Annotated in this window: 16 protein-coding genes and 1 tRNA gene; 9 read left to right on the top strand and 8 right to left on the bottom strand. The window is 65.7% G+C overall.

Annotated elements, in window-relative coordinates; genetic code table 11:
- Positions 1-33 precede the first annotated feature (33 nt).
- Positions 34-110, top strand: a tRNA-Pro gene (locus tag EV656_RS06690).
- 449 nt (positions 111-559) lie between these two features.
- A complete protein-coding gene (locus EV656_RS06685; RefSeq protein ID WP_132601278.1) occupies positions 560-4,207 on the top strand; it encodes a vitamin B12-dependent ribonucleotide reductase in 3,648 nt (1,215 codons plus the stop codon).
- Between the two features lie 127 nt (positions 4,208-4,334).
- Here EV656_RS06685 and EV656_RS06680 read toward each other — a convergent pair whose 3' ends face one another.
- The 4 genes from EV656_RS06680 to ugpB are packed head-to-tail and all read right to left on the bottom strand — an operon-like array spanning position 4,335 to position 8,434.
- On the bottom strand, positions 4,335-5,336 hold the full coding sequence (locus EV656_RS06680) for an ABC transporter ATP-binding protein (RefSeq protein ID WP_132601275.1): 1,002 nt from the start codon (positions 5,334-5,336) through the stop codon (positions 4,335-4,337).
- Entirely contained in the window at positions 5,337-6,173 is an 837-nt protein-coding gene (ugpE, locus tag EV656_RS06675) for a sn-glycerol-3-phosphate ABC transporter permease UgpE (protein ID WP_132601272.1), read from the bottom strand. It lies immediately after the preceding gene.
- A 20-nt stretch (positions 6,174-6,193) separates the two neighbouring features.
- Positions 6,194-7,075: a sn-glycerol-3-phosphate ABC transporter permease UgpA gene (ugpA, locus tag EV656_RS06670; protein WP_132601269.1), complete on the bottom strand. Its 882-nt coding sequence runs from the start codon at positions 7,073-7,075 to the stop codon at positions 6,194-6,196.
- 48 nt (positions 7,076-7,123) lie between these two features.
- Positions 7,124-8,434 carry a sn-glycerol-3-phosphate ABC transporter substrate-binding protein UgpB gene (ugpB, locus tag EV656_RS06665; RefSeq protein ID WP_132601793.1) on the bottom strand — a complete coding sequence of 437 codons (1,311 nt, stop codon included), beginning with the start codon at positions 8,432-8,434 and terminating at the stop codon, positions 7,124-7,126.
- 319 nt (positions 8,435-8,753) lie between these two features.
- On the opposite strand from ugpB, the gene EV656_RS06660 reads away from it, so the two are divergent.
- Positions 8,754-10,991, top strand: coding sequence for an HAD-IIIC family phosphatase (locus tag EV656_RS06660; RefSeq protein ID WP_132601266.1), 2,238 nt, complete (start codon positions 8,754-8,756; stop codon positions 10,989-10,991).
- Here EV656_RS06660 and EV656_RS06655 read toward each other — a convergent pair.
- Positions 10,973-11,707: a hypothetical protein gene (locus EV656_RS06655; RefSeq protein ID WP_132601263.1), complete on the bottom strand. Its 735-nt coding sequence runs from the start codon at positions 11,705-11,707 to the stop codon at positions 10,973-10,975. The genes EV656_RS06660 and EV656_RS06655 overlap by 19 nt on opposite strands.
- Positions 11,708-11,914: 207 nt before the next feature.
- Between EV656_RS06655 and EV656_RS06650 the strand changes: the two genes are divergently transcribed.
- The gene (locus EV656_RS06650; protein ID WP_132601260.1) at positions 11,915-12,679 is read left to right on the top strand and encodes a hypothetical protein; all 765 of its coding nucleotides are present in this window, start codon (positions 11,915-11,917) and stop codon (positions 12,677-12,679) included.
- Positions 12,680-12,696: 17 nt separating this feature from the next.
- Here the strand turns inward: EV656_RS06650 and EV656_RS06645 are convergent, their stop codons facing one another.
- A complete protein-coding gene (locus EV656_RS06645) occupies positions 12,697-13,560 on the bottom strand; it encodes a hypothetical protein (RefSeq protein ID WP_132601257.1) in 864 nt (287 codons plus the stop codon).
- A 151-nt stretch (positions 13,561-13,711) separates the two neighbouring features.
- Here EV656_RS06645 and EV656_RS06640 point away from each other — a divergent pair, with 151 nt between their 5' ends.
- Together EV656_RS06640 and EV656_RS06635 are read left to right on the top strand one after the other, a co-directional pair.
- Positions 13,712-13,966: a hypothetical protein gene (locus EV656_RS06640; RefSeq protein WP_132601254.1), complete on the top strand. Its 255-nt coding sequence runs from the start codon at positions 13,712-13,714 to the stop codon at positions 13,964-13,966.
- A complete protein-coding gene (locus EV656_RS06635; RefSeq protein ID WP_165918954.1) occupies positions 13,951-14,283 on the top strand; it encodes a sulfotransferase in 333 nt (110 codons plus the stop codon). Before EV656_RS06640 ends, EV656_RS06635 begins: the two co-directional genes overlap by 16 nt.
- A 60-nt stretch (positions 14,284-14,343) precedes the next feature.
- Here EV656_RS06635 and EV656_RS06630 read toward each other — a convergent pair whose 3' ends face one another.
- The gene (locus EV656_RS06630; RefSeq protein ID WP_132601248.1) at positions 14,344-17,271 is read right to left on the bottom strand and encodes an efflux RND transporter periplasmic adaptor subunit; all 2,928 of its coding nucleotides are present in this window, start codon (positions 17,269-17,271) and stop codon (positions 14,344-14,346) included.
- A 284-nt stretch (positions 17,272-17,555) separates the two neighbouring features.
- Between EV656_RS06630 and EV656_RS06625 the strand changes: the two genes are divergently transcribed.
- The 3 genes from EV656_RS06625 (at position 17,556) to EV656_RS06615 (ending at position 19,972) form a co-directional block, all read left to right on the top strand.
- Positions 17,556-18,467, top strand: coding sequence for a CE1 family esterase (locus EV656_RS06625; protein WP_132601245.1), 912 nt, complete (start codon positions 17,556-17,558; stop codon positions 18,465-18,467).
- An 18-nt stretch (positions 18,468-18,485) separates the two neighbouring features.
- Complete coding sequence (locus EV656_RS06620) at positions 18,486-19,163, top strand: SDR family NAD(P)-dependent oxidoreductase (protein ID WP_132601242.1); 678 nt, start codon at positions 18,486-18,488, stop codon at positions 19,161-19,163.
- Positions 19,164-19,243: 80 nt separating this feature from the next.
- The gene (locus tag EV656_RS06615; RefSeq protein WP_132601239.1) at positions 19,244-19,972 is read left to right on the top strand and encodes a hypothetical protein; all 729 of its coding nucleotides are present in this window, start codon (positions 19,244-19,246) and stop codon (positions 19,970-19,972) included.
- Here EV656_RS06615 and EV656_RS06610 read toward each other — a convergent pair.
- Positions 19,962-22,436, bottom strand: a complete 2,475-nt coding sequence (locus EV656_RS06610; RefSeq protein WP_165918952.1) for a sulfotransferase family protein — start codon at positions 22,434-22,436, stop codon at positions 19,962-19,964. The two genes, EV656_RS06615 and EV656_RS06610, sit on opposite strands and share 11 nt — an antisense overlap.
- Positions 22,437-22,485: the final 49 nt, after the last annotated feature.

The raw sequence follows: 22,485 nt of genomic DNA, 5'->3' as shown, positions 1-22,485 counted from the left end.
CTATTCCGCGTGTGGGCGCTATGCAGGCGGCGACGGGGCGTAGCGCAGCCTGGTAGCGCGACGGCTTTGGGTGCCGTAGGTCGTGGGTTCGAATCCCGCCGCCCCGACCAGTGATTGCCTGTGACCTGGCGGCAACCCGTTCGATTCCCCGGCGCCCTCTTTCTGCTTCTTCAACTTTGGTTTCAGCTCGCAGGTCTAACCGGCTGTGCGGCCTTCGCTTTCGACCGGGTGCGCGAGGGCGGTTTCCGGGCGCGTGAATCAACATCTGGTGGGGGCAGGTCCAGTCAACCAAAAAATCTGGTCCGCGCGGGTGAATTTTGCGTTGACGCTCTGGCCGAAAATACGCCACCTTGTGCGGGCCGGGCGCGACAACACTAGATGTAGTGGCAGCGTAGGGCATACGATCACCGCGACGGGGACCCCGGCAGCCGTGCCGGGCAGCTGACCTCAGAAACCGAGGCCAGAGCGGGAGGCGTTTGTCCGACGGACAGGGAGCGGGGGTATCGCGCGTTGTGTGCGCCCCTTTGCAGGAACACCGGATGCGGATGAGGCAGGCAAAATGAAGATCGAACGCAAGTTCACCACCGAGGAAACGGGCGCTTACGGCGCCATCGAGTTCATCACCACGACGTCGGAAATCCGTAATCCCGACGGGACGGTGGTGTTCCGTCTCGCCGCGGTGGAGGTGCCCGCCGGCTGGAGCCAGGTCGCCAGCGACGTGATTGCACAGAAGTATTTCCGCAAGGCCGGTGTGCCCGCGCGCCTGAAGAAGGTCCGCGAAAAGGGCGTGCCCGAATTCCTGTGGCGCTCTGTGCCCGATGAGGCGGCCCTGGCAGAACTGCCCGAGGGCGAACGTTTCGGCGGTGAAACCAAGGCCACCCAGGTCTTTGACCGGCTGGCCGGCGCCTGGGCCTATTGGGGCTGGAAGGGCGGCTATTTCACGACCGAGGCCGACGCCCGCGCCTATTACGACGAAATGCGCTACATGCTGGCGACCCAGCGTGCCGCGCCGAACAGCCCGCAATGGTTCAACACCGGCCTGCACTGGGCCTACGGGATCGACGGGCCGGGGCAGGGCCATTTCTATGTCGACTACAAGACCGGCAAGCTGACCAAGTCGCAATCCGCCTACGAGCATCCCCAGCCGCATGCCTGTTTCATCCAGTCGATCCAGGACGATCTGGTGAACGAAGGCGGCATCATGGACCTGTGGGTGCGCGAGGCGCGGCTGTTCAAATACGGCTCGGGCACCGGCACCAACTTCTCGTCGCTGCGCGCCGAGGGCGAGGCGCTGTCGGGTGGCGGCAAGTCCAGCGGCTTGATGGGCTTCCTGCGGATCGGTGACCGCGCTGCGGGCGCGATCAAGTCGGGGGGGACGACCCGGCGCGCGGCCAAGATGGTGATCTGCGACATGGATCACCCCGATATCGAGGAATTCGTCAACTGGAAGGTCATCGAGGAACAGAAGGTCGCCAGCCTGGTGGCCGGCTCCAAGCTGCATGAACAGCACCTCAACGCGATCTTCGCCGCGATCCGTGCCTGGGACGGCCAGGCCGAGGACGCCTATGACCCCAAGGCCAACGCGAGCCTGAAAGATGCGATCCGCGCCAGCAAAAAGGCCATGATCCCCGAGGCCTATGTCAAGCGCGTGCTGGATTACGCGCGCCAGGGCTATGACAGCATCGAGTTTCCGACCTACGACACCGATTGGGACTCCGAGGCCTATTCGACGGTGGCGGGGCAGAACTCCAACAACTCGGTCCGGGTGACGGACGCGTTCCTGCAGGCGGTCAAGGACGATGCCGATTGGGAACTGGTGCGCCGCACCGATGGCACGGTCGCCAAGACCGTGAAGGCGCGCGAACTGTGGGATCAGGTCGGCCACGCCGCGTGGTCCTGTGCCGATCCGGGCATCCAGTTCCACGACACGATCAACGCCTGGCACACCTGCCCGACGGATGGCGAAATCCGTGCGTCCAACCCGTGCTCGGAATACATGTTCCTGGACGACACGGCCTGCAACCTGGCGTCGATGAACCTGCTGACTTTCTATCAGGACGGCGAATTCCAGGCCGAGGATTACATCCACGCCACGCGGCTGTGGACCCTGACGCTGGAAATCAGCGTGCTGATGGCGCAATTCCCGTCCCGCGAAATCGCGCAACTGTCCTACGATTTCCGCACCCTGGGCCTAGGCTATGCCAATATCGGCGGCCTGCTGATGAATATGGGGCTGGGCTATGACAGCGACGAGGGCCGGGCGATCGGCGGCGCGCTGAGCGCGATCCTGACAGGTGTCGCCTATGCCACCTCGGCCGAGATTGCAGGTGAACTGGGCGCCTTCCCGGGCCATGCCCGCAATGCCGACCACATGCTGCGCGTCATCCGCAACCATCGCCGCGCGGCGCATGGCGAGGCCGAAGGCTACGAGGGTCTGGCGGTCAAGCCGGTGCCGCTGGATCACGCCAATTGCCCCGACGGGCGGCTGGTCGAACTGGCAAAGGGCGCCTGGGACGAGGCGCTGGCCCTGGGTGAACAGCACGGCTTCCGCAACGCGCAGGTCTCGGTGATCGCGCCCACCGGCACGATCGGCCTGGTCATGGATTGCGACACCACCGGGATCGAACCCGATTTCGCGCTGGTCAAGTTCAAGAAGCTGGCCGGTGGCGGCTACTTCAAGATCATCAACCGGTCGGTTCCGGCGGCGCTGGAAACCCTGGGCTACGGCCCGGCGCAGATCGAGGAAATCATCGCCTATGCGGTGGGCCACGGCACCATCGGCAACTGCCCGGGCATCAACCCGACCTCGCTGATCGGGCACGGCTTTGGTCCGGCAGAGCTGGAGAAAATCGAGGCCGCGCTGCCTTCGGCCTTCGACATCCGGTTCGTGTTCAACCAATGGACCTTGGGCGAGGAGTTCTGCACCAAGACCCTGGGCATCCCGGCGTCGAAACTGAACGATCCGTCCTTCGACATGCTGCGGCACCTGGGCTTCAGCCGGGCCGAGATCGAGGCCGCCAACGACCATGTCTGCGGGACCATGACCCTGGAAGCTGCGCCGCATCTGGACCCGGCCCATTACCATGTCTTCGACTGCGCCAATCCCTGCGGCAAGAAGGGCAAGCGGTTCCTGTCCGTGGACAGCCACATCAAGATGATGGCCGCGGCACAGAGCTTTATCTCGGGGGCGATTTCCAAAACCATCAACATGCCCAACGACGCGACCATCGAGGACTGCCTGAACGCCTATGAACTGTCCTGGTCGCTGGGGGTGAAGGCCAACGCGCTGTATCGCGACGGGTCCAAGCTGTCGCAGCCGCTGGCCGCCAGCCTGGTGGAGGACGACGAAGAGGCCGAGGAAATCCTGGCCAGCGGCAGCGTGCCGGAAAAGGCCCAGGTCATCGCCGAAAAGATCATCGAGAAGGTCGTGGTCAAGGAGATCGTCCGCAGCCACCGCGAAAAGCTGCCCGAGCGGCGCAAGGGCTATACGCAAAAGGCCATCGTCGGCGGGCACAAGGTTTATCTGCGCACCGGCGAATACCGCGACGGCACCTTGGGCGAAATCTTCATCGACATGCACAAGGAAGGCGCCGGTTTCCGCGCGATGATGAACAACTTTGCCATCGCGGTGTCGGTCGGCCTGCAATACGGCGTGCCGCTGGAGGAATTCGTCGAGGCGTTCACCTTTACCCGGTTCGAACCGGCGGGGATGGTGCAGGGCAATGACAGCATCAAGAACGCCACCTCGATCCTGGATTACATCTTCCGGGAACTGGCGGTCAGCTATCTGGATCGCACCGATCTGGCCCATGTCAAACCCCAGGGCGCGGCCTTCGATGAACTGGGCGGCGGCGATCAGGAGGGCAAACCCAACGTGGCGCCGGTTTCTGACAGCGCGGCCTCCAAATCGCTGGAGGTGCTGAAACAGATCAGTTCCACTGGCTACCTGCGCAAGCGGTTGCCCCAGGAACTGGTTGTGCTGCAAGGCGGTGTGCAGGCGGTGGCCCAGGACGGCGCGGCGACAGCAATTGCCAGCGAAAGCGTGACCGCGCTGAGCACCGGCACGGTCGAGATTGACGCCCGCACCAAGGCCCGGATGCAGGGCTACGAGGGCGATCCGTGCGGCGAATGCGGCAACTACACGCTGGTGCGCAACGGCACCTGCATGAAGTGCAACACGTGCGGGGCGACGAGCGGCTGTAGCTGAGCCTTGTTTTTCCGGCGCTCCGGCGCGGAACGCTGAATGACCGTCCCCATCGCGGCGCTGTCGCGGTGGGGTTTTTCATCTTTGGCGTCCGGATGGGCAATCCGCCAAGGGGCGGGGAAACCGTGGCTCAGATCCGGCGGCCGTCCGGGCCAAAGCGCATCTCGTCGGCGTCGGCCCAGTCCAGGCCGATCTCTTCGCCCTCGCCGGGACAGCCGGTCGTTCCGTTCTGGCGGACGGTCAGCAATTCGCCCGAGGGCAGGCGCGTGTGGATCAGGGTTTCCGCGCCCAGTGCCTCGGCATCCAGCACGCGGGCGGTGATCCGGCCCGACCCGGCCGGGCCAGGATGCACGTGTTCGGGCCGGATGCCCAGGCGCGCGCCCTGACCGCCCAGCACAGCGGCGTCCAGGAAATTCGTGGGCGGCGAGCCGATGAAGCCTGCCACGAACTCGGTCTGCGGATGGGCATAGACATCCAGCGGCGCGCCGATCTGGTCGGCGCGGCCCGCATTCATCACCACCATGCGGTCGGCCAGGGTCATCGCCTCTACCTGGTCATGGGTGACGTACAGCGCCGTGACACCCAGTTCCCGCTGCAATTGCTTGATTTCCAGCCGCATCTGCACGCGCAGCTTGGCGTCGAGGTTGGACAGCGGTTCGTCGAACAGGAACACGGCCGGTTTGCGCACGATAGCACGGCCCATGGCGACACGCTGCCGCTGCCCGCCGGACAACTCGCGCGGTTTGCGTTGCAGGTAGGGTTCCAACTGCAAGAGCTTTGCCGCCACCTGCACACGCTCGGCGATTTCGGTCCTGGGTGTCTTGGCGATCTTCAGCCCGTAGGCCATGTTGTCGAACACCGACATATGCGGGTAAAGCGCGTAGTTCTGGAACACCATGGCGATGTCACGGTCCATGGGTTCCTTGTCGTTCACCCGTTCGCCGTTGATGCGGACCTCTCCCTCTGTCACGGTTTCCAGGCCGGCCACCATACGCAAGAGCGTGGATTTCCCGCAGCCCGAGGGGCCGACGATCACGATGAACTCGCCCTCGGCGATGTCGATATCGACGCCGTGGATCACCTGTGTCGTGCCAAAGCGCTTGCGCACGTCATTCAGCGTTACCGTCGCCATTTATTTCTCGCTTTCCACAAGTCCGCGGATGAACAGCCGCTGCATCCCGATGACCACCACCACCGGCGGCAGCATCGCCAGGATCGAGGTTGCCATGATGACCGGCCAGTCGGCGATGTCGTCGCCCGACGGGAACATCTGCTTGATGCCCATGACGATGGTGTTCATCGACGGGTCGGTCGTGATCAGCAGCGGCCACAGATACTGGTTCCACCCATAGATGAACAGGATCACGAAGAGCGCGGCGATGTTGGTCCGGCTCATCGGCAGCAGGATGTCCCAGAAGAACTGCATGGGCCGCGCGCCATCGACGCGGGCGGCCTCGGCCAGTTCGTCCGGGACGGTCATGAAGAACTGGCGAAACAGGAAGGTGGCGGTGGCAGACGCGATCAGCGGCAGGATCAGCCCCGAATAACTGTTCAGCATGCCGAAACCGGCCACGACCTCGTAGGTGGGCACGATACGCACCTCTACGGGCAGCATCAGCGTCAGGAAGATCAGCCAGAAGAACACCCGCCGGAACGGGAACCGGAAATAGACGATGGCGAAGGCCGACAGTAGCGAAATGATGATCTTGCCCACCGCGATGCCGATGGCCATGACGCCCGAATTCAGCAGCATCAGCGCCACGGGCGCGTTTACGCCTGCAACCAGTGCCTTGCGGTAGTTTTCAAAGAACTGGTCGCCGGGGACCAGCGGCATGGGCGGGTGCACGATCTCGGGCTGGCTAACGGTAGAGGCCACGAAGGCCAGCCAGATCGGAAAGAAGATGAAGGCGACGCCCAGGATCAACCCGGCATGGGTCAACCACAGGCCGAGTCCACGATTTTCAACCATGCCGGAACGGGGGGAACGGCTCAATAATGGACCCTCCGTTCGATATACTTGAACTGGATGATCGTCAGGATCGAGACAACGACCAGCAGGATCACCGATTGCGCGGCGGAAGAGCCCAGATCCTGTCCGACAAAGCCGTCGGCATAGACCTTGTAGACAAGGATGGTGGTCGCCTGTTGCGGTCCGCCGCTGGTGATCGTGTGGATCACGCCAAAGGTTTCGAAGAACGCGTAGACGATGTTCACAACCAGCAGAAAGAAGGTGGTCGGCGAAAGCAGCGGAAAGACGATGGTCCGAAAGCGGGTCCAGAACCGGGCGCCGTCGATGGCGGCGGCCTCGATCACGGATCTGGGGATCGCTTGCAGCCCGGCCAGGAAAAACAGGAAATTATAGCTGATCCGCCCCCAGGAAGAGGCGATCACGACAAGGCTCATCGCCTCGCCCTCGTTCAGGACGTGGTTCCAGTCATATCCCAGCAGGCCCAGATACCATGTGACCACGCCGACGCGGGTGTTGAACATGAACATCCAAAGGACACCCGCCACGGCGGGGGCGACCGCATAGGGCCAGATCAGCAGGGTGCGATAGGCGCCCGACCCCTTTATCAGCCGGTCGGCCAGCACCGCGAGGTACAGCGCAACACCCATCGAAACCAGCGTGACCAGGGTTGAAAAGATCGCGGTGGTGACGAAAGAGGCGCGGTAGTAGCGGTCCGACAGCAGATACTCGAAATTGCCCAGGCCCACGAATTGCGAGGACAGCCCGAACGGATCGGGGATGAAAAGCGACTGCCAGACCGCTTGCCCGGCCGGGTAAAAGAAGAACACGGCGGTAATCAGGATCTGGGGCAGGACCAGCAGAAGCGGCAGCCAGATGCCCTTGAAGAGGACGCGCTTTTCCATGGGGGGAAAGGGCACGCCCCGGCGCGGGGGCCGGGGCGCGCGCGTGCCTTAGCGGTTGGCCTGTTCGAAGCGGCGCAGCAACTGGTTGCCGCGTTCAACCGCGTTGTCCAGCGCGGCCTGCGCGTCCTTGTCGCCGGCCCAGACGGCCTCAAGCTCTTCGTCGATGATGCCGCGGATCTGGTCGAAGGATCCCAGGCGCAGACCCTTCGAATTGGCGGTCGGTTCGTTGGCGGTCATCTGCTGCACCGCGATGTCGGTGCCGGGGTTTTCCTCGTAGAAGCCTTGGGCGCGGGTCAGCTCGCCAGCGGCCGAGGTGATCGGCAGATAGCCCGTGTCCTGGTGCCACTTGGCCTGAATCTCGGGCGAGGACAGGAAGTTGAGGAAGGCCGCGACGCCCTGGTATTCCTCGTCCGACTGCCCCGCCATCACCCACAGCGACGCACCGCCGATGATGGTGTTCTGGGGCGCGCCCTCGACACCGTCCCAATAGGGCAGGGGGCGGACCTCGAAATCGAATTCGGCCTCGGAACTGATACCCGCGTACCCGGCCGAGCTTTCGGTGAACAGCGCGCATTCCCCGGCGCGGAAATTCGCCCCACCTTCGTTGCGGCGGCCGGCATAGATGAACTTGCCGTCACGCGCCCAGTCGCCCATCGTCTGGATGTGCTTGACCTGAACGGGGCCGTTGAACGCCAGTTCCGTGTCCAGCCCGGCAAAGCCGTTGTCCTGCGTGGCGAAGGGCACGTCGTGATAGGCCGACAGGTTTTCCAGGTGGATCCAGCTTTGCCACGCGGTGGTCAGAGGGCAGCTGTGCCCGGCCGCTTTCAGTTCGTCCAGAACCGTGCCGACCTGCTGCCAGGTGGACAGGTCGGTGTCGGGGTCGATTCCCGCCCCCTCCAGCGCATCGCGGTTGACCCACAGCACCGGCGTGGACGAGTTGAAGGGCATCGACAGCATCTCGCCGTCGGTGGTGGTGTAGTAGCCCTTGACCGAGCCGATGAAGGCATCGGGATCGAAATCCGCCCCGGCCTCTTCCATCAGTTGGTAGACCGGCTTGATCGCGCCCTCGGCGGCCATCATCGTGGCGGTGCCGACCTCGAACACCATCAGGATGTCGGGCTGTTCCCCGGCGCGGAAAGCGGCGATGCCGGCGTTCAGGGTTTCAGAGTAGTTCCCCTTGTGGGTGGCGGTCACGACATAGTCGGTCTGGGTGGCGTTGAAGGTTTCGACCTGCTCGGCCACCAGTTCGCCCAGCCGCCCGGTAAAGGCGTGCCAGAATTCGATTTCCGTTTGCGCGGCGGCCTGTCCGGCGGCAAGCGTTGCGGACACGACGGCAAGCGACGAGATGCAGGTTTTCATGGTCATTCCCCACTGGACATATCAGTTATCGCCTTTCCGCGAAACGTAATGCCCCCACGTCCCTTGGATCAATCTCCGATGGGCCTGGCGGGCGATTTCCGTTGCGGAACGGCTGGATAGACCCTGCTCTTAAAAGGCTTGTGCAACATCCTTGTGACCGGCTTTGACATCGTCGGCCGCACGTGGGGCATTTCCGGCCAGGCGATACGCATCGGTCCGCATATCATGTCGTGAAAGCGCGCTTGCCTTGACGGCGGGTTTTCCGTCACCCTCGACAGGTGCGATCAGTGTGCGTTGCGGCGCAGATGGGGTGACAGGCATGAACGGCGATGATGCACGCGCAGAGGGTCAGGCCCTTGCGCAAGGGTCTTTGGGGGCAGAGGGGGCCGTCATGGCCGACCTTGGGACGCTGGCGCTGCTGGGCAGCGCGAATCTGGATATCCTGGCCGAGGCTTTGGCAAGCGAGGCCGCCCAGTGGAACGCGGCGCTGCAATGCCGGGTTGCCACCTATGGCCGGGCCGGGATCGACCTGCGCGACAACACCTCGGGGCTGTGCCGGTCGCTGGCGGCCGGGGCGGCCGCTGTGGTGTTCGAACGCGCCGAGGATCTGCTGGGCGAGGCGGTGCATCGCCCCCTGCGCCTGTACGACCGGGGGCAGGACGGGATCGCCGCCGCGGTGGCGCCGATGCTGGACACGGTGCGCCAGGCGCGGGCGCGGGGAACGGGGCCGATCCTGGTCTTCTCCTTGGCGAGTTTTTCCGCCTCGACCCTTGGCATGGTCGATCCGGCAGCCGAACAAGGTTTGGCCGCCGCGCTGAAATCGGCCAACGCGCATCTTCGCGAGGAAACCGCCGGAATGGCCGGGGTGCACTGGATCGATACCGATGCTCTGATCGCCGAGGTCGGCCGGCAGGCCGCAGCCCCCGGAATGTATTGGCATGCCGCGCGTGCGCCGTTCTCGGCCGGGTTCGCAGCCGCGCTGTCGCGGCGGGTGATCGCTGCGCTGCTGTTTCTGACCGGGCGCAGCACCCGGTTGCTGGTCCTTGATCTGGACAACACCCTGTGGGGCGGTGTGCTGGGCGAGGACGGGATGGGTGGCCTACGCCTGGGCGGCGGCTATCCCGGCGGCGCGTTCCGAGAGTTTCAATCCCGCATCAAAGGCTTGGCCGACAGGGGCATCGTGCTGGCCGTGGCCTCCAAGAACGATACGGATCTGGCCTTGGGCGCGATGGCAGACCATCCCGACATGCTGATCCGGCCCGATGATCTGGCCGCCCATCGGATCGGCTGGTCCGAAAAGGCCGACGGCATCGCCGCGATGCTGGAAGAGCTGTCGCTGGGGCAGGCCCATTGCATGTTCCTGGACGACAATCCGCTGGAACGGGCCAAGGTGCGCCAGCGGTTGCCGCAGTGCCAGGTGCCGGACCTGCCCGAGCGGGTGGAGGATCGGATCGCGATGCTGGACCGCCATCCCTACCTGGATTGTCTGTCCCTGACCGGATCTGATGTGACCCGCGGCGCGCAGTACCGCGCGCGCGCGCAGTTGCGCCGCGCCGAGGCCGCCGCAGAGGATCTGCAGGCCTTCCTGCGCGGGTTGGACATCCGCATCACGTTCGAACCGTACGGCCCCTCCAACCGGCAGCGGATCGAACAGCTGATCGTCAAGACCAACCAGTTCAACGCCACCACCCGACGGCACGATGCGGCCACGCTTGCGCATATCGCGGCGCAAGGGGGGCTGATCCTGGGGGTTGGGGTCGAGGATCGCCACACCCCCTATGAAATCATGGGGGTTCTGATCCTGCGGGCGGCCCGTGATATGGGGGTCGGGCTGGATCTGTCGGCCGTTTCTGGGCCTGCGGATGGCGCCTGGGTCATCGACAGCCTGATGCTGAGTTGCCGGATCCTCGGCCGGGATGTGGAGCGGGCCATGCTTTGGCAGGCCGTGCAAAGCGCGCGGGGGCAGGGGGCCGGTTGCCTGATGGGGCAGATCATTCCGACCGAACGCAACACCCCGGTCAGGCAGATCTATCAGGGCGCGGGTTTCGCGCCGCTTTGCGGCGCCGGACCGGGCGACATCTGGGCGCTGGACCTGGAGCCTGGCGATGACAGGGCGTCGTTGCTGCCCGCGCATCTGAGGGTGGTGTCCGCCCGGACAAGGCCCCCGGTGGCAGAACCGCCCCGTTCGCCGCTTGCAACGGTCGCGTCGGCGCCGCGTTCGCCCTTGGCGACGACTCCGGCCTCGCCCTTGGCGACTTCACCCCTGTCGACCACGGCCCCTGCGCCCGGATCTGCCGCGTGCGCCGCGGGCGATCCCGCAGCGTTGAACAAGACGCTGGATGCCTTGTTCCGGCACAAGCTGGGGTTGGACGCGTCCACGGACCTGTCCACGGTCACGATGGAGAACACCCCCGCCTGGGATTCCCTGAAACATGTCGCGCTGGCGATGGAGATCGAGCAAACCATGCAGGTTCGCCTGCCGATGGAGGTGTTGTTTTCGATCCACAGCTACGCGGACCTGCGCCGGGCGCTGGCAGATCAGGCAGGGGCCTGTTGATCGGCCAGCGCCCGGTAATCGCTGCGCAGCTGATCCAGCGGTGTCACCAGGTGGTGGTTCAGTACCCCCTGTTCGGCCAGCGCGAAGGTCAGCAGCACATGCTGGTCCGAGTTGTGCGCAATGGTGAAGGTGTCGGGACAACCGGTCAGGTGGCAGGCGTTGATCCGGTCCGTCTCATCGTTGGCCGCGTAATGCACCCCGATCACCTTGACCGCGCCGGCACGTTCGCGCAGCTCGTCGGACAGGTCGCCATGGGCCAGCGGTTGGCCCGTCCGGTCGTAATGGTCGCGGAAGGCCGATAGCGGGAAATGCTCGCGCGGGGGACAGGACAGCCGCGTTTGCACCCCTTCGGACACGAAGGTCGCCGGGTTCACCGCGAAAACGTCATCCACCCTGCACAAAAGCCCGTAGAGGATTGCCGCGTATCCGCCGCTGGAGGCCCCCATGTGGCTGCGCCGCGTCGCCCCGATGCTTTGGGCAAAATAGTTCAGGAATTCCACTGTTTCGGGGATCGTCGTGGTCAGCCCGGTCAGGCCCGTGTGAAAGGCCAGCGCCACCGGTTCGCGCAGATACAGCACATGCTCGGGGCGATTTCGCAGCAGGGCCATGCCCTCGTACTGGCCGGTGAAGATCGTGGCCAGGGAACTGAACACGACAACCAGGTGATCGTTCTGCCCCCTTTGGAACACCGCATCCGGTCCGATGGTTTCAAGCATTCGATCACCTTGACCTGACTTCGGGGCTGTGCACCCCGCGGATTCAAAATACGTCTTTTCCCGGCACCGGAAAAGAACCAAGCTGAAGCTGTGACAGCTGGTCCGGCCCGGCGCAGGCGCGGCTTTGCAGGCGGGGGACGGCGGGATATGAAATGACGCAGCCCGCCCAGCCCGGCGGGGTGGCGCCGGAGTACGGAGAGGTTCGCGATGGAGATGATCGGTTGGGGCGCAGGGCTGGAGGCCGGGGATCCGGAGCACCTGATCGTGTTCGTCTCGGGTTACCTTTACCCGAATTTCAAGGAATTCCACTTTCTGAAATTCGCCGCCCCCTTTCAGCAGACCAAGCTGTTCCTGCGTGACGATTCCCCCCACCAGTTCCGGCACGGCATCCCCGGCGTGACCGAGAGCGAGGAAGAAAACGTCGAGTTCCTGCGCTACATGATCGCCAAGATTGGCGCAAAGCGGGTGACCATCGTTTCAGGGTCGGTCGGGACCCATCCGGCGGTGCTATGGGGGCACTGGATCGGCATCGACGACATGTATCTGGTCGGACCGGTGACGGATATGGCCGCGGTCCTGCAAACGGACCGGGCCACGCATCCGCAATTCACCGGTTTGTTCGAGCAAGGTAAGCAGCAGATCGACGCGGGGTATCCCTATTCCAACCTGCGCCCGATGATGGAGGCGCATTCCGACCGGGTGGCAAGCATCGACATCTATTACGGGCAGAACGATCCGGTCGATGTGGCGCAGGCCGCCAATATCGCCGATCTGCCCCATGTGCGCAGCACGGTCTATTATCAGGGCGACCATTTCCGCGTGCCGGCCTTTGCGTTGCGGCGCGACCCCGATATCGCCGCCCGCATCAACGCGCCGGTGATCGAGCGCCCGGCCGATCAACGCAGGGCGGGTGGTTTTGCGCCGCTGGATCTGGGCTATGCGATGCTGCAGCTGGAGGGTTGCAGCGCCTGACCGCGCGGTCTGCGCCGTCAGTCCTTTGGATCGGGGGATTCTCCGGCCTCGGCCTTAAGCCGCTTGGCATCCTCGCGCCAGTTGGCCCATCCGCCTTCGGGGGCCGTGGGCGTGGTGGCCGGTGCTGCGGGGGGCGTGCCCGGATCCTGCGGGGCGGCGGCGGGCGCGGGCTGGGCCGTGCCCGGCTGGGCCGCACCGAAACCGCCCTGGGCGGGCGCGAAACCGCCGTGCATCCCGCCGAATCCCCCTTGCGCGGCGCCAAACCCCGCACCTGCGCCCCCGCCGAACGCCCCGGCGCCCTGTCCGCCTTGCTGGTTCGACAGCGCCCGACCGGCAAGCGCCAGCAGGAGCAGCATCAACAGCCCGCCGCCATTGCCTGCCATTTGCCCCCCCGCGCCACCGGCGCCAAAGCCGCCCTGCGCGCCCATTTGCCCCGCGCCAAAGCGCCCCTGGCCCCCAGCACGGGCGGCACCGAAACCGGCTTGCCCGGCCTGTCCACCGCCGAACCCGCCCTGCGGGGGCGTCTGGCCCGCGCCAAAACGCGCACCGGCCGCTGCCGCACCAAAGCCGCCCCCCGGACGCCCTGCCGCGAATCGACCCTGGCCCCCGCCAAAGCCGCCTTGAAGACCGCCGAACGCCCCCTGACCGCCCAAGGGGGCCTGTCCGCCGGCCCCGCTTGCGGGGGCACCGCCAAATCCGGCGCCGCCGGCAGGGGCAGGCCCTGCGCCAATATCCGGGCCGGCGGCCGCGGGTACGCTGCGGGCCGGGCCGAACGCGCGGCCCGTGGCGGGCTGCTGCGCGGGCTGGAAACTGTGATCGTTGGAAAAGCGTGACCGGGCAGACCCGGCCGGGGGTGTCGGGGTGCCCTTTTCGTCAGCCATGAAACGATCCTCCGCTCGTCGTATCGATCCGAGTTAAGCAGACGGTCGGGCATGCGGCAAGCATCTGCGCGACGGCGCCTGCGCCAAGGGCTAGGCAATGGGGGCAAAAACCCGCTAAGTCATGGAAAACGGGACAGGGGCAAGGGCAGAGATGACCGACAGGGCCGATTTCGTCACTATTGTCTCGGGGCTGCCGCGTTCGGGCACCTCGATGATGATGGGCATGCTGGCTGCGGGCGGGGTTCCGCCGCTGACCGATGAGTTGCGCACCGCGAACGAGGACAATCCGCGCGGGTATTTCGAGTTCGAGCCGGTCAAGGATCTGCCCCATGACAAGGGCTGGGTCGCCGGGGCCAGGCGGTCAAGGTCATCTACAAGCTGGCCTATGAATTGCCCCCGGACGTAGAGTACCGTCTGGTGTTCATGCAGCGCGACCTGGACGAGGTTCTCGCCTCGCAAGAGGTGATGATGCGCCGCGACGGGCTGGATCCCGATGCGATCGGCCGGGACGTCTTGCACCGGCTGTTTCAAGAAGAGGTGATCCGCTTTCTTCGCTGGGCCGAGGCGCAGCGCAACATTGCATTGCTGCGCCTGGACTACGGGCAGGTGGTCGCCGACCCCGCGCAGGCGGCCCAGGCTCTGGACGAATTCCTGGGCGGCGGTCTGGATCGGGGGGCGATGGCCGGCGCGGTGGAAAGCACGCTTTACCGCAACCGGGCCTAGGCATCCCGCCCGAACGGCTGCGGGCAGGGTAAGACGCGGCCGATGGCTGGTTTCAAACCGTTATGGGATCCAGCCCCAGACCTCGATCCGGAAAAACCGATCGACCAGGCGAGAGAAGGCCTGCCAGCTTTTCATCTCGGCGCCGTCGATCTTGGCATAGCCGGTCATGCCCGGCCGGAAAAAGCCGCTGCTGTTGTCCAGCTGCGTCTTGACCCGCACGGTATTGCCGAATTCGGCCTCTTCGGCCTGGGGGGCGATGCCCACAACCTCGCCGACCAATTCGCTGGAGGCGCTGGCCCAGGCCTTCAGGCGCACCGCATCACCGGCCGTGACCAGGCCGATATCGGCCTCGGGCACGCGGACCTCGGCACGGGCCACCCTATGGTCCTCGATCTCGACGAAAAGCTCGCCCTCGGACATGTGCTTGCCATGCAGAAGGCGGACATTCTCGGTCACGATCTGACCGGTCACCGGGGCGCGGATCACGACCTCGTCCAGGCGGTTCTGCTGATAGGCTAGCTCGGCCTCCAGCCGGTTCACGTCGGCGCGTGCGATGCGGATATCGGCATCGCTGGCCGGGGCCTGAACCTCGGCCAGGTTGGCCTCGGCGGTGCGCAGTTTCTGCAGCGCCACCGCATAGGCCGTGCGATAGCTGTCCAGTTCGGCCTGGGAAATGGTGCCGCGTTCGAACAGCGCCTCGGCGCGGGCCATCTGGCCCTCCTTGTAGGGCAGGTCGGCCTTGGCCAGTTCGACCTGTTCGCGGGCGACCTGGATCTCCTCGGAACTGGCGCCGGCCTCCAGCCGGGACAGGACAGCGCGCGCCTTTTCCAGTTCCGCCGCGATCGAGGCGACGGCGTGGCGCGGCGCCAGATCGGACAGGCGGGCAAGCGGCTGCCCGGCCTCGACGATATCGCCCTCGTCGACATAGATTTCGACCAGCTCACCCTCGACCCGGGGGCTGACCTTGCTGCGCTGATCGGGCAGGATCACGAAATCCCCGCCGGTTTCGTAGGTGTAGGGCTGAAAGGCCCCGTAGATCAGCGCCGCCAGCCCCAGTACCAGCACGCCGCGGCGCACCCACCGCCAGCGCGTCTTGGCCGGGGTGGTATAGACACCGGCCAGCGGCACCCGCCGGGGCGGTCCGGGCAGGCGCTGGCCCTGCTTGACCAGGGCGCCGCCGCGTCCGGCGGGCACGGGCAGGGTGGTGCCGGTCTTGGCCTTGCCGCCCAGGGGGACCGGCAGGTTGGTGTTGCCGTCGCGCATTCCCTTGACCACCGCACGCCGGATCGTCTGTGCCCCGGCCTTGCGATAGGCCCGCTTCATGACCGACATCCACAGGACAAGGGCGACCAGCAGACCCAGGAACATAAGCAGCCCGGTACCGCCGAACCGGCCCTCAAGGGCCGAGGTAAAGTGCAGCGCGAAAAGGCTGGCCAGCACCCCGATCGTCAGGACCGATCCCAGGGCATACAGCGCAAAGGCCATCTTCTCGCGCGGGGTTGGCGGCGGCAGGCGCTCGACAATCTTTTTCGAGGTGCCGAAAAGATAGTTGAACGCCCGCTGCCGCAGGAAAGGCTGTTCCACATAGGTCGCGATCCAGGTGTAACCGTTGCCGGGCAGCAGCGGGAAAGCGGTGATAAGGAAGCTCAGCAAGGCGATCTGCGACACGATGAAGGCCAGATCGGACAAGAAGGTGCCTTCTTGCCGCGTCACCGCCCATAGGAAGGTGGTGAGGGCGAAGATCGTGAGCCGCGTCTTCAGGGCGGCGGCGTGAAAGGCCAGCTTGCCCGCCCGGTCCAGCAGCATCGTCCCGGTCGTGTCCATCGAAAAGCGCGGAATGACGAAAAGCGCAAAGATGAAGCCGAAATGCCGGATCTCGGCCCCGTGGCGATAGGCGACGACCGCCGGCACAAGGACAGCGAACAGGTTCACCGTGATCATCGACACGAACAGCGTCGCGATCAGGGTTACCTGGCCAAAGCTGAACGCGAAGCTGAGCCCATATTGCGACAGGCGGTTCAAGGTGATCATGATCGCGAAGATCACCAAGGGGTAGATCAGCCACTGGAAATAGCGCAGCCAGCCGAATGTCCCGGACAGAAAGCGCAAAAGCCCGGTCGGGTCGAACAGCGACAGCATGCCACCGGGTTTTTCCCCTGGCGCGTCCAGCTTGTCGCGAAAACTGATCTTTTTCCGGGCCAGCGCGGGCTGAACGCCGCCCTCTTGCGACTGGGTATCCTTGGGCTTGGGGGCGGGTTTGGCACGCGGGGCCGACGTTGGCCCGGGATCGCGCGCCCCGGCGGCGCTCTCGGCGCGCGCGTCCCGGTCGGGCGTGCCCCGATTTTGCGCCGCATCACCTGTGCCGGTGCCCGCCGGTGCCCGGTCGCTGGCGGGCCTGGGCGTCCGTTTGGGGCGGAAACGGGCTGTCTTGGGCGGCTGCGAGGTCGCTGCGGCATCCGGGTTGCTGGCATCTTCGGCGGGTTTGGGTGTCTGGCGTCCCGGCTTTTGGGGGCGGCGCCCCTCGCCGAAGATTTCCTGTTCCATCTCGTCGAGCTCGGGGCCGAACGGATCCTCGTCCTCCGGTGGCGCGTCGCCGTTTACGACCTCGCCAGCGACCAGCTTGGGGCCGCTCGGGCCAGTGCTGGCCGGGCGGCTAGGGCTGCTTTCGACAACCTGTGCGTCCTCGACTGGCACCAGGATGCCCCGTTCGACCATCTGATCGAGAAAGTTGATCACGGTCTGGGGCGCGGCCTTCTTGCCAAAACGCTCGGCAAAGCTGTCGCACAAGGCTTGCAGGCTGCCGCCCTCGATCCCGCCGGTCAGCAGGAAATCCTCCTCGGCGCCAAGCCGCAAGACCCGGCCCGTACCGGCATTCTTGACGAAGACGGAACCATCCGCGTCGCCGCGCCGCGACACCGAAACACCGGGCCCCAGGCCCAGGCCGGGAATGTCGCCGCTATCGGGCCAAGCGTGATTGAGCGCTGTCATCGTTAAAGCCCATATGGCAGGTCGGTCCGGACCCGATCCTTATCTTCTTTCCATATTCGAACCATCGGTGCAACGTTGCGCAGCGTCGGCGGGCGGCGCGCTTTGCCGGACAAATCAGCGATTTGCCGCGTGCAGAGGTCAATCGGGGATCGGCGCTTTGGCACGCGGAAAGGGCGCGTTATCGTGAGCGGGACCGAGTCGCGTCAACACCGCCGCTGGCTTGCGGTACAGACTAGGGAGATCTCGTCATGAAGCTGTCACGCCTATCGTGCCTCAGAACTCGGATGACCGCACTTGCGCGGCGGTCCTGGGCGGGCCTTGCCGGCCTGCTGGTGACCGTTTCACTGGTTTCCGCACCCGCGGCCGAGGCCGGTCAGCGGGTCGATCGCAAGATCAGGGTCGGCGGGATCGAGCGGACCTATACCGTGATCCTGCCCAACAACCCCAAGGCACGCGCAAGCTGGCCGGTGATCTTTGCCTTTCACCCGGCGGTGGCACAGGGGCGGTGGATGCGCACGCGCACCAAGCTGCATGCGACGCGCAGCGGGGGCAATTACGTGGTGGTCTATCCCGATGGCTATTACCCGACCTGGAACGCAGGCGATTGCTGCGGGCGCGCCCATCGCGAGGGGATCGATGATCTGGGCTTCTTCAACGCGATGCGCAAGGACGTTGCCAGCCTCATCCCGATCGAGAGCAAGGCCTATCTGACCGGTTTCTCGGGCGGGTCGCAGTTGGTCTACCATATCCTGTGCAACCAGCCGCAGACCGTCGCGGCGGTCGTTGGCGTGGGCGCGACGCGGAACATGGACCGTTGCCGGTCGGGGCGGGTGCCGGTGATGCACATCCACGGCGACCGCGACCGCGGCTCGCCGGTCGAAGGGGGCTATGGCGAAGGCCTGTTCGCCAAGGATATCGGCTACATGGAACCGGCGGCCAAGATGGTGCGCACGATTGCCCGCCGGAATGGCTGTGGCACCGGGGCGACCAAAGCCATTTCCAAGCCGCGCACCCTGGACACGACCTGCAGCGCCTATACCAACTGCCCCGGCGCTGCGGTTTCGATGCTGTGCGTGGTTCCGCGGATGGGGCATGCCTGGCCGGGGGCGCCCAAGGGCATGGGTCTGCTTGGGCCGTTCCGGCCCGACCTGAACGCCTCGGCCGAGGTCATGGCCTTCTTCGATGCGCATCGCTGAGTGGAGCGGAGAGACCGAATGTCCACGGTTCTGATCGTCGGCGCCAGCCGCGGCATCGGTGCGGAACTGGCGCGCCAATACGCCATGCTCGGCTGGCGGGTGCATGCGACCACGCGCTCTGGCACCCGCCCTGAGGCCCTGGCCGATTGCGGGGACAATCTGATCATGCACCGGCTGGACGTGCGCAACGCCGATCAGATCGAACAGCTGCGGCGCGACCTGGGCGATACCCCGCTGGATGTGGCGATTCACGCAGCGGGCACCTATGACCGGGTCGGGGGGGCCTTCGGTTCGGGCCCGCCGATCCCGGCCGAAGAAGTGTTCGCGATCAATACCGAGGCCCCGATCCGCGTGGCCGAGGCTATCTTCGAGAACCTCAAGAACGCGCCTATGGGTCGGCTGGTCTTCATTTCCAGCGCCGACGGGATTCGAGGCAATGGCCGCCGCCTGCGCCTGTATGGGGAATCCAAGGCGGCGCTGAATGACCGGATTCGCCAGTTCTCGGACGTGTGGGCGCAGAACGGCGTGATCGGGATCGCGATGCATCCGGGCTGGGTTCGTACCGAAATGGGCGGACCCGACGGCCCGATCTTGCCCGAGCAAAGCGCGGCCGGGATACGTGTGACGGTGGATCGGCTGACCCCGGCGCAATGCGGTGCCTTCCTGGATTTTCGGGGCAGCCCGTTGCCCTGGTAAAGGGGATGGGCCAATCTGCCCGGACCGTCGCGGGCGTCTAAAGGCCCCGAAGGCCGGCAGGTGGAATGATTGCGTTGAAGATGTTGGAAGAAGAAATCGGCCCCGATCTGCTGTTGCGGCGCGGGAATGGCAGGCATCTGGTCGTGGCGTTCAGCACGGTGGTTTCCGCGACCTCGGGCAAGTTCGAATTTTCAAACGCCATGTTGGACCACAAGGGCCATGTCCTGCTGGCGCGGGATTCCGGCGGCGATTCCTACCATTCCGGCTTTGCCGGGGTGACGGATTCGATCGAAGAGAATGTCGAGTTTCTGGCCTATCTGCGCCGCCGGCTGGATGTCGAGCGGGTGACATGCCTGGGGATCTGTACCGGCGGGTATGCCGCCCTGTTGCACGGCTTTCTTGTCGGGGCGGATGATGTCCTGACGGCGAATGCGCGGACCTGTTGCGACTATGACATCGCCCGCAAGCGGCGGTGCGGTCCCCGCTGGCCCGGCCAGTTCGACGCGGTTTACGAGTATTACGCCAAGCGCGAGGAAGTTCCGCGCTATCTGGATCTGCGCGCCCTGTTCGAAAGCCGCGACAGTACGGTCGGCCCGATGATTGCCTACCATTCGGAGAACCTAAAAATGGACCGCAACAACGCCCACGCGATCCAGGATTTCCCGCAGATCTTTCCGGTTCCCAGCAAGAGCAAGACCCATACCGAGCTGGGCGCGCGGTTGCGCGACCGCGGCGTGCTGGAGGCCCACCTGCGCACCGAACCCGCCGACCTGGCCCGGATGCACCTGGCGATGGAGGCTAACGCATGATCGCGACGCCTGCGGTCATGTTGCTCATGATGACACCCGTGCGGGGCGTGCCGTCTGTGTCATGGGTGAACAGCGCGGGCTGCGCGAACGAGCGCGCGGTCGGGATCGGAATGCCCTCGGGCGATTGCGCGGTCGAGGCGGTCCAGAGTGGCGTCACGCGATAGGGCGCCACGTCGATACGCAGCGCGCTCAGCAGGGAATAGTTCTGCGCCACGCCCGGCGCCCAGGCCGCAAGACCAAGATAGGCGATGAACCCCCGTTCGCCCTTGGACCGCGACAGGATGATGGGGCTGGATACCTCGGCGGCGGTGGCCTCTTGGCGGAAGGGGGCGGCCAGCAGATCAAGCGAGGGCACCGCGAGGTCGGGCATGGGGTTGCCTGTCAGAGCAGTGATGTTGCCGAACAGGTAGAGCGTCGTGCGCGTGGCCGCGACATAGGTTTCGGTCAGCGGATCGATGGCCGGGGCGGCGGTGATCTTGGGGTCTTCCTCGCCGCGGATGCGGAACTGCCACAGGGGCTCCAGCCGGTCGCCCGTGTCGCGCAGCGCCTGAAGCACGTATTCATCCGGGGCGCCGGGCGGGGTGTCGGCGAACCCGTTGGCCACGATGACCGGATGCCCCTGTGCATCCCTGATCGCAGAAGGCGACCCGCCCTGCCGGCGGGTGCCCACCCGTCCGATGGTTCGTTGCAGAACCGGCGCAGCCACCGCGACATCGCCTTCGGCGCGCTCGATACGGCGGTCCTGCGTGCCCGAAACGCGGAACCGCATCACCGTTGTTGGCAGAAAACGGTCCGCCTGGGGCGGCTGCGGGGTTTCCGGTACGAACATGCCCTCCACATAGGCGTGGTCGCCGGCCACGATGATCGACTGATAGACATGGTACCCCCCGCGGATGCGGCGCCCCTCGACCTCGGCCTCTGCGGTCAGGCGCAGGCGGTCCACGATCTCGCCCGTGACCGGGTCCATCTTGACCAGTTGGCCCGGCGTCGCCGGATCGGTGGGTGTGGTGGCAAAGATCAGGCAGCGGTCGGCGGTAAAGCGGATGCAGCGCGGCGGCCCGGCGTCGCCGCTGCGGTTGCGCCACAGCACGCGGCCCGTGTGATCCAGGCAGACGATCTCGGCGGCGTTGCCCGCAAAGATGCAGCGCCGCTGGCTGCCGTCGGCAAAGCCCAGCCGCGCCATCAACAGGCCGCTGACCCAACGCAGGCGGCTTTGCCCGCTGGGGGGCAGAACATCGGGCGCGGTCTGCCACAGGGTTTCCCCGCTGCGCGGATCGGTTGCGACCAGCGCGGGTTCATCGCGGCTGTCAAAGACCGAGACCGCAAGATCGCCCGCGGTGTAGCTGCCGAAATTGATCCAGCCGATAGCGGGCGCCGGGCGGTAATCGACGCGGGTCAGGGCCTGCATCGGCGGCAACTCGCAATAGGAATTGTCCAGCAGGTTGGCATGGGCCATCGGCACGCCGGGCCCATCGGTAACAAGCGAGGTCAGCGCCGCATCCGGCCAGGTCGGCGGATCGGACGGGCGGGCCGGTTTCGGGCCCGGTTGTTCGTCGCGGTAACCGAATTCCTGCGCCAGCGCGATCACCTCGGGGCACAGAGTGGCCCCGTCATTGCGCCAGGGCACCGGCCCCGAAAGCGGCGCGCGCGGCGGCGTATAGGCCCGGACCCTGGGATTTTCCAGAAAGTCGGGGTCGTTGCCGTGGGGCGCGTTGGCCGGGCCAAGGCAGGCGAAGGGCGACTCCTCGGGGTGCAGCATCCGCTCGACCGCTTGCGCGCCGCTGTCCAGACCGATGCGGGCGCAGATATCGGCCAGGGCCTGGCCCGGATCGCTCAGGACATCTTCGCCACGGACCCGCAACTGCCGCTCGGGTGGGATCGTCGCCAGAAAATCCAGGATGCGCCGATGGCTGCGCAGCCAATAGAACTGTGCGTCGAACACCGGCGGCACCTGCCGGTCGTCATAGGCCTGCCGGTCGCCCAGCATCAGCGCCAGGCGGAACCACTCGGTCTTGTTCATCGAGACACCGGCGCTGAACGGGTGGCGTGTGACATGCAAATAGATCGCATCCGGTGCCATCCGGTCGATCCTTGCCAGGTGCGCCGCGCTGGAAATCATGTGCGGGCTTTTCTCGACCATGCGGCGCGGGGCGATTTCCTGCGCCAGCATCCCGTAAAGCTCGGTCATCGCCATCCCGGGCCGGGTGGCCAGCCATTGTTCAGCCTGGGCGACGGCTGCCTCGCCCTGGTTGCCGGTCAGAAACTGCGCCACGGTGCGGACCAGGCCAAAGCGCATCCACGCCCGGTGCGGGTGCGTCGTTTCCGCGACCCACTGGCCGACCGTGTCCGCAACGCTGAGGTTCAACTCGGGAAAGCCGAAAAGCTGCGGGTGCTGGCCCAGCATCGCCGAAATGATCGTGGTGTAGGACCGCCCCGGCCCAAGGATAAAGATGGGTTTGAACACGCCGCTGCCCCGTACTTGCGTGGCCGAGTGTGCCGTGAACCGCTGCGCG

This window comes from Rhodovulum adriaticum (assembly GCF_004345735.1).
GTDB classification, from domain to species: Bacteria; Pseudomonadota; Alphaproteobacteria; order Rhodobacterales; family Rhodobacteraceae; genus Rhodovulum; species Rhodovulum adriaticum.
Note: the sequence above shows the minus strand (reverse complement) of the source record. Positions and strands in the feature narration are given on the sequence as shown.

Bases quoted from the DNA above. Each gene is read 5' to 3' on its own strand.
- EV656_RS06655 (WP_132601263.1), bottom strand. From the start codon at position 11,707: ATGCTTGAAACCATCGGACCGGATGCGGTGTTCCAAAGGGGGCAGAAC.
- ugpA (WP_132601269.1), bottom strand. From the start codon at position 7,075: ATGGAAAAGCGCGTCCTCTTCAAGGGCATCTGGCTGCCGCTTCTGCTG.
- EV656_RS06630 (WP_132601248.1), bottom strand. From the start codon at position 17,271: ATGACAGCGCTCAATCACGCTTGGCCCGATAGCGGCGACATTCCCGGC.
- EV656_RS06615 (WP_132601239.1), top strand. From the start codon at position 19,244: ATGTTGGAAGAAGAAATCGGCCCCGATCTGCTGTTGCGGCGCGGGAAT.
- ugpB (WP_132601793.1), bottom strand. From the start codon at position 8,434: ATGAAAACCTGCATCTCGTCGCTTGCCGTCGTGTCCGCAACGCTTGCC.
- EV656_RS06680 (WP_132601275.1), bottom strand. From the start codon at position 5,336: ATGGCGACGGTAACGCTGAATGACGTGCGCAAGCGCTTTGGCACGACA.
- EV656_RS06650 (WP_132601260.1), top strand. From the start codon at position 11,915: ATGGAGATGATCGGTTGGGGCGCAGGGCTGGAGGCCGGGGATCCGGAG.
- EV656_RS06660 (WP_132601266.1), top strand. From the start codon at position 8,754: ATGAACGGCGATGATGCACGCGCAGAGGGTCAGGCCCTTGCGCAAGGG.
- ugpE (WP_132601272.1), bottom strand. From the start codon at position 6,173: ATGGTTGAAAATCGTGGACTCGGCCTGTGGTTGACCCATGCCGGGTTG.
- EV656_RS06685 (WP_132601278.1), top strand. From the start codon at position 560: ATGAAGATCGAACGCAAGTTCACCACCGAGGAAACGGGCGCTTACGGC.
- EV656_RS06620 (WP_132601242.1), top strand. From the start codon at position 18,486: ATGTCCACGGTTCTGATCGTCGGCGCCAGCCGCGGCATCGGTGCGGAA.
- EV656_RS06645 (WP_132601257.1), bottom strand. From the start codon at position 13,560: ATGGCTGACGAAAAGGGCACCCCGACACCCCCGGCCGGGTCTGCCCGG.
- EV656_RS06625 (WP_132601245.1), top strand. From the start codon at position 17,556: ATGACCGCACTTGCGCGGCGGTCCTGGGCGGGCCTTGCCGGCCTGCTG.
- EV656_RS06640 (WP_132601254.1), top strand. From the start codon at position 13,712: ATGACCGACAGGGCCGATTTCGTCACTATTGTCTCGGGGCTGCCGCGT.